Origin of the sequence: Paenibacillus septentrionalis (genome assembly GCF_042659865.1) — a bacterium.
GTDB lineage: Bacteria > Bacillota > Bacilli > Paenibacillales > Paenibacillaceae > Pristimantibacillus > Pristimantibacillus septentrionalis.
In genome coordinates this window covers 17,400-31,981 of the sequence record NZ_JBHSTE010000006.1, presented here as the reverse complement: position 1 = coordinate 31,981, position 14,582 = coordinate 17,400, and the positions used below count along the sequence as shown (strand labels likewise).

General features: G+C 44.0%; 8 protein-coding genes. All 8 read right to left on the bottom strand.

The genetic code is table 11. From position 1 onward, the window contains the following. Positions 1–2 precede the first annotated feature (2 nt). Entirely contained in the window at positions 3–2,639 is a 2,637-nt protein-coding gene (locus ACFP56_RS17225; protein ID WP_379236840.1) for a hypothetical protein, read from the bottom strand. Then, complete coding sequence (locus ACFP56_RS17220; protein ID WP_379236838.1) at positions 2,623–4,743, bottom strand: hypothetical protein; 2,121 nt, start codon at positions 4,741–4,743, stop codon at positions 2,623–2,625. The genes ACFP56_RS17225 and ACFP56_RS17220 overlap by 17 nt, the downstream gene beginning before the upstream one ends. Before the next feature lie 11 nt (positions 4,744–4,754). Next, on the bottom strand, positions 4,755–5,636 hold the full coding sequence (locus tag ACFP56_RS17215) for a carbohydrate ABC transporter permease (protein ID WP_379236836.1): 882 nt from the start codon (positions 5,634–5,636) through the stop codon (positions 4,755–4,757). 22 nt (positions 5,637–5,658) lie between these two features. After that, positions 5,659–6,609: an ABC transporter permease gene (locus ACFP56_RS17210; RefSeq protein WP_379236834.1), complete on the bottom strand. Its 951-nt coding sequence runs from the start codon at positions 6,607–6,609 to the stop codon at positions 5,659–5,661. 39 nt (positions 6,610–6,648) lie between these two features. After that, the gene (locus ACFP56_RS17205) at positions 6,649–7,746 is read right to left on the bottom strand and encodes a mandelate racemase/muconate lactonizing enzyme family protein (RefSeq protein WP_379236832.1); all 1,098 of its coding nucleotides are present in this window, start codon (positions 7,744–7,746) and stop codon (positions 6,649–6,651) included. Positions 7,747–7,759: 13 nt separating this feature from the next. Continuing rightward, complete coding sequence (locus tag ACFP56_RS17200) at positions 7,760–9,883, bottom strand: beta-galactosidase (protein WP_379236830.1); 2,124 nt, start codon at positions 9,881–9,883, stop codon at positions 7,760–7,762. Between the two features lie 133 nt (positions 9,884–10,016). Next, entirely contained in the window at positions 10,017–12,317 is a 2,301-nt protein-coding gene (locus tag ACFP56_RS17195; RefSeq protein ID WP_379236828.1) for a helix-turn-helix domain-containing protein, read from the bottom strand. Between the two features lie 103 nt (positions 12,318–12,420). Beyond that, positions 12,421–14,565: an alpha-amylase family protein gene (locus tag ACFP56_RS17190; protein ID WP_379236826.1), complete on the bottom strand. Its 2,145-nt coding sequence runs from the start codon at positions 14,563–14,565 to the stop codon at positions 12,421–12,423. Between the last annotated feature and the right edge of the window lie 17 nt (positions 14,566–14,582).

The following is a 14,582-nucleotide window of genomic DNA, read 5'->3' as shown; positions in this document are numbered from 1 at the left end:
GCTCAACCTAACTCCTCCCCTCCTAGAAACGCTAACGTATAATACGGCTGATTCGATAGCGTTGCTTCAAACCCTGGCCATAGCTTAGCTGCGCCAGATGCTTTCCTTACGATGAAATAATAGATTAATGGATATCCAGTAGAGGTGACGGCTGGTGGTAGCTGCGCATAAAAGCAATTACCAACACATGTCATCTCCATTCCTGTGTACGAAGCAGCTTGATTAGCTGGCCGGTAGTAAATATCCACACTAACGGCTTCACTAGCTCCCTTTACTTCGATGCTTAACGATACAGCCTCACCGCAGGATGCCACAGGCTGAACATGCATGCATGTGATGGTGTCGCCGAACACAATCGGCTGGAGCTCTTCATACCGCATGAGCGGCTCACCTGATTGCAAAAGACAAGCCCTATGCTCCCTCTCCATTGCCGCAATATCCTTTTCGATTCCTTCTAATCGGTCTTGCCAGTGCCCTCTCGCATAAGGCTTATAGCCAAAGGCTAAATCCGATTTATACACATCTGTTGCATGAATAAGCTGCTCCCATGACGCTTTCGCCTCGCGATAGCTGTTAAGCGCATAATGTAAAAACGTTGCATGCTTCGCTTGCTTAAAGTATGCATAAAGAATTGCTGCTTCGATTTTACATTTGAAAAACTGACCGATATAACTAAGTGCCTCTATATCTACGCAAAATCTATCCCACTCAGCTGTGCCCTTCTTATTATCCGCTTCACCTTCACAATACTCTTGAATGCGCTGCAGCTGCTTTTGCGCTTCATTAGCCAGCTGACTAAGCCAGTTAGCGACTTCGACTGGAGTAATCTTGCCGTTCAATTTTCCAGATAAATGATCTGTTACATAGTCATCTATCGCATAAAACAGTTGTGGATCAAGCGGAGAAGCAGTCCCAAACGTATAAGGCGCTGGAGTGTCAAAATCCCCATCGGTAGGCTCTTGTCCTGCAACGATTGCTTGATTCGTATACATTTCTGGCCAATAAATATTGTTAGCCGCAGACGGAAGATACGCGGTCGTTATTAATGGAAGTATACGGCTTGCTGCTGCCAGCCCCTTCTCGAAATACGGAGCAGCTTCGCCAAAACTTGCTCGATAATATCTGCTCCAAGCGTCTCGATTGGTATCCGGATTATAAAGTAGACGGCCCATTAGACGATACGTAATCTGATACTTCTTCCAGTCATGCTCTTTCAATTGCAAGGACTGGCTGGCATAGGGATCTCTGCCGCCTAACGTTCCGGAGTTTTTTCTTGCTTTAAAGGAGAGCGGCTCAAACCACTCTATCCCTTTTGCGCCGCCAAATCTGCCTAAGCGTCCAAAGCCAGCTGCCAATTGTGGGTCGCCCCATAATAACAAGCGCTGAGTGCCAGGCCATAGGCGATAGATCACATCATAGGAACGACGCTCTTGCAAGAAATCTCCGTATCCATATCTCGTAAATCTTCTAGAAGTTGCAGTGACGGCATCAAACTGCAGTGCCGTTTTCCCTGTTCTCGGTTTTTCTAGCTGTCTAATATCTGCTTGATGATAGGGCAGTCCCATATGCTCAGCTGCATACTTTGCAGATACTAGCACGGGAGAACCGGTCTCAACGGCAGTGTGGATTAGCTGCTCATCTACGCCTTTAGCATGCATATCCAGCTCAATTCGCTTATCATGGCGACGAGCACCTTCCATGACGGTTTTCCAAAATTCACTTGCCGGCTCAGGAATGCCGCTTTCATAGTGCACTCTTAATGTAACTCCATCAATAGCTGGACACGCTTGGAGCAGCGCTTGCAGGGCATCTCTGCAATACAGCGCGTGATTATGCTTCGTAATCCCCTGGATCGGATAACGTACATTCGGACTGTCTAAAAAAGCATGGGCATGCGTCCATAACCCTAATTGGAAATGCAGACCTCTCCGTTTGGCTTGCTCACTAATATAGCGAAGGGCTTCAAGGTTTCGCTCTCTTTCCTCTGTCGGTAAATGAACAGCCTTAACGTCATACTGTGGGAGCTGCAGCAAAAACGGGTAAGCAAAGCAAAAATAGTTATCTACGACATTGGGGTCATGACCAGAATCGTAGCCTATTCCTAATGCAAGATGAAAACGATTGAAGCGCTGCATAACCAGATTGGTCAAGTACTCATCCCAAAAGGCAGGACTGTAGAACCAGCCTTTATCCTCTTCTTCACTAACAAACAATCGAGTCACACTGCGAATTGGCATAGCTGTGCGTTCTGTTTTTGATGTGAATGCGGCTAGCTGAGCATAGGCTTCTTCTTTCATGCTTGAACACTGCAAAAGATCTGCCAGCTCCAGCAGGCCATAGACGATGCCTATAGTGTCATAAGCGATCACATCGATGTCATGGCTATCCGCAGAAGATGTACGAATGAGCGAGAAGGACTCTTGCGTATTCGGGTAACCGATCCCCTCAGCATCCAGTAATCTCATAGCATTCTCATCAAGTGAACGGATTCGAATGTTTATGCGTGGACCTTTCCTCGACCTCACTCTAGTTTGGAGTATATGAATAAGCTCGCTCGATGCCCACTGAATTTGCTCTGAACCTTTTAAGCCTTCATCGTCTATCTCCATTGTCCAGTTCTGACTAGGATAAGATTCCATCCGTCTTTACCTCCGCATCGATCGTGAATTGCCGTGCAAGTTCAATATCTGCAAGTACATCTCTTCGATAAAATGGGTAGCCAAACGTATGCTTCACCCGTGCCATAAAATAAGGCTTATTATGGGAGGCCCAGTACCTGCCAAGCTTATCCCAATGCTTTACTCCTTGCTGCAGCGCTTCAACAGCATGCTCACGATGAACGAGGCTGCCGCTGACACGATAACGGTTTAACGAAAGTGCAGCTGAAAACTTACAATAGTAATACCTTGCCATCTCCGCATAGGCTTGCAGATCAGACAATGTACATTCCGCATGTCCTCCGCACAGCTCGCCTAATCCAGCATGCAGCTGCTTGACGACTCGTTCTGTTCGATCAGCTGCTTGCTCAAGCTGACGTAAAATATCTATCGGTGTTTCGTCATAGGATTGGATGACGATTGTTCCGCTTATCAGATCAGCCTCGGCCTCAGCATACTGTCGCAGACTCATCACATTGACACCCGGCATCGGGGCTGCATCTACAAAATCCAATATCGTCTTAAAGCCACTCACCTCAGATAGACAGCTCTCTGGATGCCACTGAAAATCATAATCAATCCAAAACAATCGATTAACAGCAGGTATAACCTTGGAGGCTGAGCTCAGGCCCTCTAAAAATAATGGCGCATGCTCACGGTCATAATGCTCCTGAAGAGACAAGACCCATACCTCAGGCTTAACGTCAGGATTGTAGCTTAAACGACCCCATAATAAAAATTGAAACTGATGACGTTCAAAATCATATGTCCAAGTTTTATGACCGTAGTCGATATGTTGAAAATCCTTGCCCCACACATAGCCGTCTGCTCCCCAATAAAAGCCCTTCACGTAAGGCTTTAACATACCGCGTACATAGTCGCGAATATATTCGGGATCGCCCCAGCGATGTGTAAATACATCATCATTTCGCACAGTGTAAAGCACTTGTGTTTCATCTAGGTCAATGCCTTCCCACGCCTTCCACAGCTTCTCAAACTGAGGCCTTGGATGTGAATAGCAATGCGCATTGGAGTATTTCCAGCTGATATAAAACTTCTCTGGTTTGATATGCGGCATAATCATTTCCTTAATTTCTTTTCCGGCATTTTGCATGTTGGTACGATGAATAAAAGGGATATCTCTTCCCGATTGATTAATCGCCTCAAGATAAGTATCCACAATCCATGCTTCACGCTCGTATCCGTCCCCATCCATCCATTCACTTGCCGAGGTGCCAAGCCCCTTAAGCTCAGGATAGGTCAACAGCAGCTGTAAAACCATTTCTTTTATATAATCTCGAATCAGGTCAGATTGACTGCGAAACCGATTCAACGGCAGCCCGACACGATGAATTAAGTGGTCATACATATTTCCAAAATCCCCTACATTTTCAGGCAATCCCAGGCCTACAGCAGCTTGTGGAATTAATCGAATATTCCACGTAAACAGATACACATCGACCCCGCGATCAGTTGCATATTGAAATAATTGACGGAAAAACCGTATATTTCGGTCGATTTCAATATCTGTATAAGGGTTCGTGCTGCGATACTTGCTAGACACGACCATAAGATGATAGGGATGCTCCGACCATAGGCTGAGGCAATTGTAGCGATGACGCGCCAGCATATCGATGAACGCTTTCCAGTAGTTGATATCGAGACAGGTTTCTTCGTTTTCTACAAATGGATCTCCTGAGTCAAAAGGGGCATAGGGCAGGTTGTATTTAATTCCGCGTATCCCAATTGCCGGAGATTGTTCGATTGGCTCGCGCAAGGAAGTCTGATCAAGCAGTATCCTTTCGGCCCATTCCAAGCAGCCATACATCAAGCCTCTTGAATCAGAGGCTTCAATATGGATACTGTCCTCATCACTATAGATTTTGAACGCCTGATCTGCATAAGGAGCTGGATTGCCTTTCTTACCTGTAATCTTGCGAATTACAATCCCGTTTTTCGGCAGCACAAGTGACCCATACGTAATAAAGCTTTCTACAAACTCAATCCCCTTTTGCTTCAAGCTGTTGCGAATATGCTCCACACCGAAGCGTACCATCGAATCGTTATGATCATAATAAAGCTGCATTTCCTTCCCCCCTATCCTTTAACAGAACCAATCATGACGCCTTTGGCAAAGTGTTTTTGAAGAAACGGATAGACCAATAATATTGGTAGCATCGCAAGAACAATCGACGCCATTCGAATCGTCTCCTGAGGCAGCACGGCTTCGTCTCCACCTGCTCCCGCTTCTCCAACGCCATTCGAATCAGAGTCAATAACGAGAGACTTCACTAGCACCTGCAGTGTCCATTTGGATGATTCAGAAACATAAATGAGTGCATTAAAGTAAGTATTCCAATACATCACCGCAAAGAACAACGTAAAGGTCGCAACCGCAGGCATGGAGAGCGGTACAACAATTCTCCAAAACACTCCGATATCTGAGCTTCCATCAATTCTTGCTGCCTCCTCTAGTTCAGATGGCAAAGACTCCAAAAAGCTTTTGATCATAATTAAGCTCCACGCATTCGTTAAGCCTGACCATATCAGTGCCCAGAGTGAGTTTAATAGATCAAGCTCCTTAATAAGCAAATAGTTGGGCAAAATTCCTGCATTAAATACTAACGTGAATATAACGGCACCCAGCATAATCTTCTGGCCAGGCATTGATTTTTTGGTCAAGGCATAAGCAAAGGTAAATGAAAAAGCAATGCTAAGCACTGTACCGATAGCGGTAACAAAAACCGTATTTTTGAACGCATTTAAGAAGCTGTTCGTTGACAATATATATTGGTAGGCTGATAGTGACCATTCCTTCGGAAATACATAAAATTGTAAAGGAACATACACTTTTGGATCTGTGAAGGAAACACTGAATACATAGATAAAGGGAAATAAACTAATGAGTGAAATAAGGATTAATAACGTATAGTTTACATAATCGAAAAGTGTCAGCTTCTTCGTCGCGACAAAGCTCATCTGCCATACCTCCTATTATTTTTTAATAGATACCCTCTTGACCCATTCTTTTGACGATATAATTGGATAGAACGACCAGCACGAGCCCAACGACTCCCTTAAACATCCCTACCGTTACCCCTATACTGATTTTTCCTTGCAATATACCAACTGTGTATACATACGTATCGAATACTTCAGACACAGAGGTGACCAATGGATTGGTCATCAAAATTACTTGCTCAAATCCGACGTCTGCCATTTGTCCTAAGCGTAAAATTAATAGGATAATGATCGTTGGTCGAATAGCAGGAAGGGTAATATGCCATATTTGACGCCACCTTGAGGCACCATCGACAACCGCTGCTTCATATCGCTGCGGATCAACGCCAGCCATCGCTGCCAGGAAAATAATCGTGCCCCAGCCTGCTTCCTTCCACATATTTTGTGCTGTAAGCAAGGCCCAGAAATAGTTGGGCTCAGATAGGAACATGACGGTTTCTCCACCGAACTCACTGATTAGCTTGTTAATAATGCCGACGTCTGTTGATAATAGAAAAAACGTCATACTAACGACAACGACCCAAGATAAAAAATGCGGTAAATAAACGATAGACTGATTAATTCGTTTAAACACTTCATGTCTAACCTCGTTTAGCATTAACGCGAGGATAATGGGAAGCGGAAACATAAACACCAATCCAAATAAATTAATAGCAAGCGTATTACGAAGCATAATATAGAAATTTCTACTTTCAAATAATTCGATAAAATACTTAAATCCTACCCATTCACTCCCCCAAAAGCCTGAGTACGGGTTATATTCCTTGAAGGCAATAAGCAGCCCCCACATCGGAAAATATTTGAAGACTATAAGATATAAAAAGCCGGGTATAGCCAAGACATAGAGCCAGCGATGCTGCACGATGGATCGAAGCAGTGTAATAATGGGTGATTTTTTCTTTTCAATGTTTTTAGATACTGCCAATGACATTGGGTATTCACCTACCTCGTATAGTTAGACTTGTATTAACTATTTCTCACTTACTTCATATTGCGCTTGATTAAGCCATTGTTGGGAAATCGTTATACCCCAGCCCGGTCCTTCAGGTATGCGAACCGCTCCGTTACGTACAACTAGCGGCGTATCCAGCAATCCCTCCGTCCATGAGTCCTGCTCAATGGTGTATTCCATATAAGGGCCTGCATTGGAAAGGGCTCCAACCATATGAAGGGTAAACACAGTTACCATAGACAAATTCGCAGCGTGCGGCGTGCAAGGAATCCCTGCTTGCTGTGCCATCTTCGCGACCTGCATCGCTCGATCTATGCCGCCAACATAACAAATATCTGGCTGCACAATATCAACGGCCTTCATATTGATCATGCGGCGAAATTGTGCAAGGTCCGTATCCTGCTCTCCTCCTGTTACTGGAATATCTAGCGCATCAGCTACCTGCTTCGTCCATTCCAGCTCTGGATATGGACAGGGCTCCTCGTAATGCACAACGCCCTGCTGTTCCAAATATTTGCCTACTTCGATGGCACGCTGTGGCGTAAATCCACTATTTGCATCCACGTAAATAGCGGTGCGATCTCCAAGTGCTTTTCGAACTTCGGCTACGACCTGCTCCGTTCGACCTGGGTACACATCGACGTCATTTCCAAAGTTATTACCGATACGGATTTTGAATGCTTCGTAGCCAAATTGCTCCTGCAAGCGCAGCAGGCGCTCTGCTTCAGCCTGAGGGCTAATGTCTCTTCGCATGCTTGAACCATAAACTTTAACTTCTCGATGTGTTCCACCTAGCAATTCACATACACTTTTTTGCTGTCGCTTGCCTAGTAGATCCCACAACGCTGTCTCTAAGCCTCCGACTGCTCTGCAGACATACGATCCAGGAAATTTATGCTCTTCTCTGATGACCATCTCAACTAGTGATGCAATCTCGTCCGAGCGTTTTCCAAGCACCCGCGGAGCGACTTGCTGATGAAGCACTAACGCTGAGATATTGGCATGATAAGGAGCAATTTGCCCATAGCCTACTTGACCATCATCGGTTTGTACGCGTACCACTGAAATATTTCGCGAAGTAAATGTCTCAATCTTTTGAATATTCAGTTTCTTCAACCCCTTTCGAGCTTCATTGCTCCTGCTTTATACAATGCACGATGAGTGCGTCCTTGCTTGGCAGCTTCACGGAAAGCTGATTTCCTCGCTTACGTATTCCGTTTTCATCGCCCCAGAATACGGTGTCAAGCCTATAATCTCCGAAGGCCGCTGCTAACTGAATCGTAGTCTCGAGCTCGTTAAGACTGTAGTTAATTAACCACAGCATCAGGTCACCATTGGGTGATCTATGGACTCTACCGTGCAGCCCCTCGACATCGTCAGGGATACGAACAGCGGGCTCCACACCTGCCCAAGCCGCCAGCTCAGCAAAAAACATCCGATTGCCATGTGCCTTGTTTCTAAAATAAGCCTCTGAAGGCAAGCTCCCAACTAAAAACGTCCTTCCTTTTTTGTGAGCGTTTTCAATAACAGCAGGCTTACCATCCGGATAACGCCCCGTTACTTTTCCGTGTAAAGGCGAATAGGCTTGACGATATCCACCACCATAAATGCGATTGCCGTTCCAACCAAATGTCAGCTCATCAAACAGATCCGGTGTAAACTCGACATCACATTCTTGCGCTCCGAACACTTCATCTAGACCATAGTTCGGTTGAACCGTGCCTGCTCTGCCAAGATTACCGAAGTAAGCCGGACAGCCCTCTGCAATTAGCGTGCCTCCTTGCTCAATCCAAGCGATTAGCCGTTCCACATTCGCTTGATCCATCCGCAGGGGATAGGCCAAATAAATAACCTTGTACTGATCCACCTGATCCATGCGGATCCAATCTGCTTGAATGTGATTGTCAAAAAAGCCTTGATAAGCCCCCCACATGGCTTGGCTATAGAGCGGCTGATGCCCATCCGAGTGAAGGAGATGGTCGAAAATCTGAGCTTCAGGCAGTATAAGCAGCCCAATATCACCCTTTAGCGGCTTAGCTTCCCATAATGGACGCTGCTCTTTTGCATTCGCCCATTTGGCAATGGTGCTTGCCATCTCAGAACGCTCCGTTCTTGCTCCATTCATCGCATATGGACCAAATGCGCCGAATAATGGTCCATCCAGCAATGGTCTCCATCTAGGAAAGAATATCCCTCTGGCTCCTCCGGCAAATGAGGTCAGCTGCCATACTCTAATATCCTCAGGAGAAGCAACCCTTCCATCCTCTTTTTTTCTACCGATGACTTGAGGCTGCAGCCACAGTGGTCCTCCCTGTGTTTCGGCATGCCAAAACTCCTTGCCATTAGCTGCTGATCTTGTCAGGTCTACCGCATGCCATAGCTTCCAAGGCTCATTTCCTTTACGCGAGGCAACCCAAGTAAAGCCATATACATCTACTTCTGCTGCCGCTGCCCAATCATCAGCTCCCATCAACGCCATGTGTGAGATGCTTCCAGCAATGCCATGAGCAATAATTAATCCCTTGGGATCTAAGCTTCGAATGAGCTCAATTCTCCAACGCATCTGCTCATAAAAATTTTCCTTTCTAAACTGAAGCCAATCCTCATGCTCAGGATAAGGCGCTAGTGCAACAGGTGGCTCGACCTGTTCCCAGCTTGTGTAGCTGTATCTACGCCAAGCCTGATTCAATGTCATTAAATCTCCGTATTTTTTTAACAGCCATTCTCGAAATTTTTCCTTCGTGTAATGACAATAACAAACAGAAGGAGAATAATTGCATTCATTCCAAACATCATAGCCAATAAGAGAAGGATGATCCTTATAACGCAATACTAGCTCTGTAAGAAAGCTAGCCGCATATTGTTTTGCTTTCGGATGATCTAAGCAAATCACGCCAGAGGATCCATTACCGAAACCTCCAGTTGCTGTGCTAACGCCCATCCTAGTTTTTAATTTACTCCCATCTGATAATGTATAAGCTAGATCAGGCTCCTCAGCTGCCAGCCATTCAGGTACAGAGGTAATCATCTCGGCTATCACCGTTCGCATGCCTTGCTGAGCAGCTAATTCAAGCTGAATATCGTAATCAGACCAATCATACTCCCCTTTCGAGGTCTCGATGGCGCCCCACAAAAACCAATGCCTAAAGGCGTTCATTCCATCCTCGCTAGCAACGATATAGTCTCTTTCCCAATCAGCTTTGGGCGGATTGGATTTGCGAAAGTATACACTTCCATATGGAATTTGTGTCACATGGCATCACCCTTTACATCGCCTTAGTCATTAACACCTTAACCTTAGCGCGGATCGAAGCGACCTGAAAGAGACAATTTTCCACTTATATTGCATGAATAAAAATTGTCCTTGTGTATAAAAATTGACCTACTTATCGATGCTGCATTCGATAGTTACCTGGGGAGGTCTGAACATGTCTCTGAAACACTCGATTCAAATTTCGTTCGGAGTATCCAATTTGCTGTGCAATTTCACTAATATTCTGATCGGTTTCTTTCAAAAGTTTCTTCGCTTCTGCGATCTTACTTTCCGCTACGTATTCCAAAAAATTCATCCCCATTTCCTTCTTAAATAAACGACTTAGATAAGAAGGGCTTATTCCAATCATTTCTGCGCACTGCACTAAGGACAGATCTTCTCGGCAATGCTCGCGAATATATTTACAAATATATTGAATGCCCAGTTCCTCATTCTCTTCAATGCCATTTTGTGTGAGGTAGATATATTGAGTGAATACCGTCTCAGCAAACCATGCATGCAGATCCTTGAATGTCTTTTTACTTTTTAGCTGCTGAAAAAAGTTATGCTCCATAATTTCCATCATATTTACACTCTGCTTTTCCATCGACACGATGATCGATGAAAGGAGAATATGATAGCACTGCAGGATAAAGGCATAGGATTGAGACATCTGAAGCAAATCAGCAAATTTCGTGAGATTTTCAACAGCAATGCCTTCTTGTTTTCGTTCTAGGGCATCAATAATATTAGCTTCCAGCTCAAAGGGATACCGGAGTATACTGTGCTTTTTCTCAACCTCAATATCCTCGATAAACAATATGGAGCCCAAATTCGGGAACATGCGATATTGCAGCGCAGTTTGAGCCTCATTGTAAGAGACGCTCACATCCGCAATGTGGGAATAATAGCGTCCAATCCCGACCGCTACATCAAAGGACAAAAAGTCTCTAAGTGCTGTAGAAAACTCCTCGATATAGGCCAGCGTCTGCTTATGCATGACCGATTGCTCCAGCTCTGAAGGGTATTGCAGGATCGCGACACCCGCTCCATGATAAGGAATAACATATCCTTTTGCGACATTCTGATTACGCAATATTTCTAACATGACATTGACTAAAGCAAAAGAAACGACGCCTTTTTCTTCAGGTAAAAATCGATTGATTCGGTAAATATTTTCTACCTCTACAATTAGAACGATATTAGTCAGCGTGCAATCTATTCCATAGCGATTGCAATCCTGAAGCACAGTTTCTGCTCGTGTGTAATCACGATCTAATATTTGTTGAAGACACTTTTCACGTAAGGTTGGCTTGCTATTTTCTATAAATATTGCAAGGTTTTCCTTCTCTGAGCTCAAATGATCCAGACAATCCTTAATAAATTCAAGCTCATTACCTTTCGCCTGAACTCTGCCAATATTTAAGGAATGACTATGCTCAAGCAATCTTTCAATTGGACTATACGCCTTCTTGGATGTAATAGAGGTAAGAATGAAGCCTATAATAACAAACGAAAACACGATTAGAATCGTCATGCCGCGAATCCAGCCAAATTGACTTGAAATGAAGGCCTCAGGGATGACCGATACATACGTACGATTAAATACATTTTTCATATATTGAAACTGTGCAGCATTGCCGTAGATGTCAGCAGCTGCAAAATGACCATTGCTTGAAGTTGATTCGATGATTGTTTTAATGCCTTCAAGTTGATAGATTCTTTCTAAAAGGTCGTCCTCTTGTGTTGCGGTTGGTTGAAACAGATCAAAGTAATTCATAATAATAAATTCATTATCTTTAGTTAAAATAATCGTATTGGTCTCTAGAAAATTCCCCATTGCCAATGCATCAATTTCAAATGCTAATATTCCTTTTGCTCCGCTAGAGCCTATTGGGAGCAAACGGGCAAAGGTAATATGACCATCTGCAATACTTTGCGAATGCTGGATCCACTGCGAGGGCTGATCTGATTCTAATAATTGCTCAATGTCCTGCTCGTACTTAAAGTTTTTTCTTTCTATCGTTCCATATTCATTTGATAGAACTAAATCATTATGCGGTATGTATAGAAACACTTCATTAATAAATCCATTCATATTTTTAATTAGTGACAGCTTCCCTAAAAACTCAACATGCCAAATAATGGATTGCTCTTGATTCGTATTCTGTATAATTTTCAACGTCAATGGATCATTAGCTAACTGGAGCGACTCACTTTCAATTCCTTGTATAACCCGTTCAGCACGATCTTTCATTAGCTGTAATGAAGATTCACTTTCAGTCAGCAGATGCAGCTCCATTTTTTGTACGGATACAAAATGATAGGCAACACTTGCTAATATGACAGGGATACATACAGAAATACAACTCAACCATATTAATTTATATAAATAGCTTTTTTTCCTTTTTGCATGGTCAAGATTTAATTTCATTATGAATCGTTGCCTCCAGTTAGCCATAGTACATCCCACCTACCTGCACATAGTACTTTCATGACATACATAATGATCCACGACCGCTTTAAGTAAGTGTTAATTAGCCTTCTAATACTAAAACATCATAGTCCTTAATCGTTGGTATAGTTACATAGCAAGCATGCTCGTTTGAATTGATAACCAGTTGCTGTTGATTGGATAACATATAGGCCTTCACGGGTACGAATTGCTCAGAAAGCGGGATTGCAAGCTGAATATCATGTGCAGGAATAATGTCCTGGAACATTCTTCTGCCGCCGTTCATATTTACAAAGTGGATTAGCTTGCGATTTTCCTGCTCACGCAGCGTAATCATCATCGTAGAAGGTGCATTCGTTTCAAGCACTAGCTGGTCCTGCAGGCACCATGTCACGGCATTTACCATGAGCCTTGACCAGTCAGGGTAGCCTGCCCGGAAAAAAGCAATATCAGGTTGACCTGTAAAATATACGACTCTTCCACCAGAAGCGTACGTTTTCGTTATCGCCATCGGACAACCCGTATCTGGTGCTGTCGTGTAGGACATCCCCTCAGGAAATACTCGAAATGCTGCTGACAACGTTAATGGGACCTCAACAGAAGAACCCGCTTCGACATGACAAAATTGATATGCGGCAGGAATGACCTGTGTATCCCCAATATTTCGAAACAACGGACTGTGCTTATCTTGAATATTCATATAAGCCTGCTTGAAAACACCATTAGGCTCGCCCATAACCGATGCCGTTTCTACATACGCAGCACCAAATAAACTAGAAAGGAGGAAGTTAGCGCGCTTCTTGCCGTTAAGATCAAATAATGAGGTTTCAAACGTAGCGACTACATTGCCCCCACCTGTAACGTATTGCTCAATTGCTTGCGCCCCTTCCTCTGACATGCAAGCTGCAGTAGGCAAAATAAGCGCCTTATACTTCTGAAGCTGCTCCAGTGTTAGCATCGAATCAGAAATAATTTGAAACGGAATATGTTGTTCAATAAGTGCTTGCTCAAAGCCTCGGATTGCTTCTACATACTTCTGTTTAGCTTCGTTTTGACCATAAAAAAACATCGTTGTTTGAGAGTAGAGCAATGCGACCTCACTGCCGCTGTGATCATTTTGGAAGTATGCTTGATTTTCAGCAACAAACCTGTACAGCGAAGCAACCGCCGGAAACCCACGTTTATCCTCATGTACCTTTGGAGGACCACCTGACAGATTTAAGATAGCATTTCCACCATTGGCATAAATTTGAGCCATATATACTTTTTGCTCTGCCGGCGGTACCGCATTTCTGCGCCATGGCCAAGCTTGGAAATAGGAAGCAAGCACCCATGGTTGATGGTCGCTAACTGTATCTAAGAAATTCGCTTCCTCAGCTGGCATATATACGTAATCCCAATGATACTGATCCTCTTCTACGCGTACACGCGTTTGCGCTTCTACTTGAACCGCATCAATATATTGGGCCATTCGTTCAATATCAAGTGAGCCCTTTATCGTCCAGCCCGGATCACCAAAGGCAACACTATTACACATCACCGGCAAATCAGTACGAAGTGATTTGACGAGGTCATAGAGAAATTTGGAGCGATCAACTACACGCTGCTGTCTCCAGCGTTGAAACTCTCCCCAATTCGGATCTTCCCAATCTTCTTCCAATGGAATGTGTGCACCTGCATATTGCTGATACGCCGTCTTGCAGCGTTCACAATAACAAATGCCATTTCCATAGGAGGAAAAGCCATAGCTCCCACCTCCGAATTTGATACCGTCAATATCGTATCGCTGTACAATCTCAGTTAGAATTAACGCCAAATACTCATTTTGATAGCCGCTTAACGGACAAGCGATATAGAAATCCCCCAAATCCTTGTTCGCTCGATACGCATTTCCATCTCGATCAAGGGAGCACCAATCCGGATGCTCCTTGGCAGCATTTCCAGGAATTAAACTTAAGTCCATTGCAGGAACAGCTCGGATATTCCGTTTTTTCAACGCATTTACAATATCTCCTGTTAAGTCACGTTCTCCAAGATATGGGCTGCGTCGTATAGACAATGTTGTTTGATGCGTTGTGATGTACCCTGCACAAAAAAATGATAAAATATTGACGCCCATCTCTTCTAAGTCTATCGCTAATTGCTCTACATCAAAATCACGACAATCGATATCTCTAATCGTTAAATGCACACCTCTAGAGCGCTGAGTCAACCAATCTGGATTCACACAAAGTCCCCCTTAAA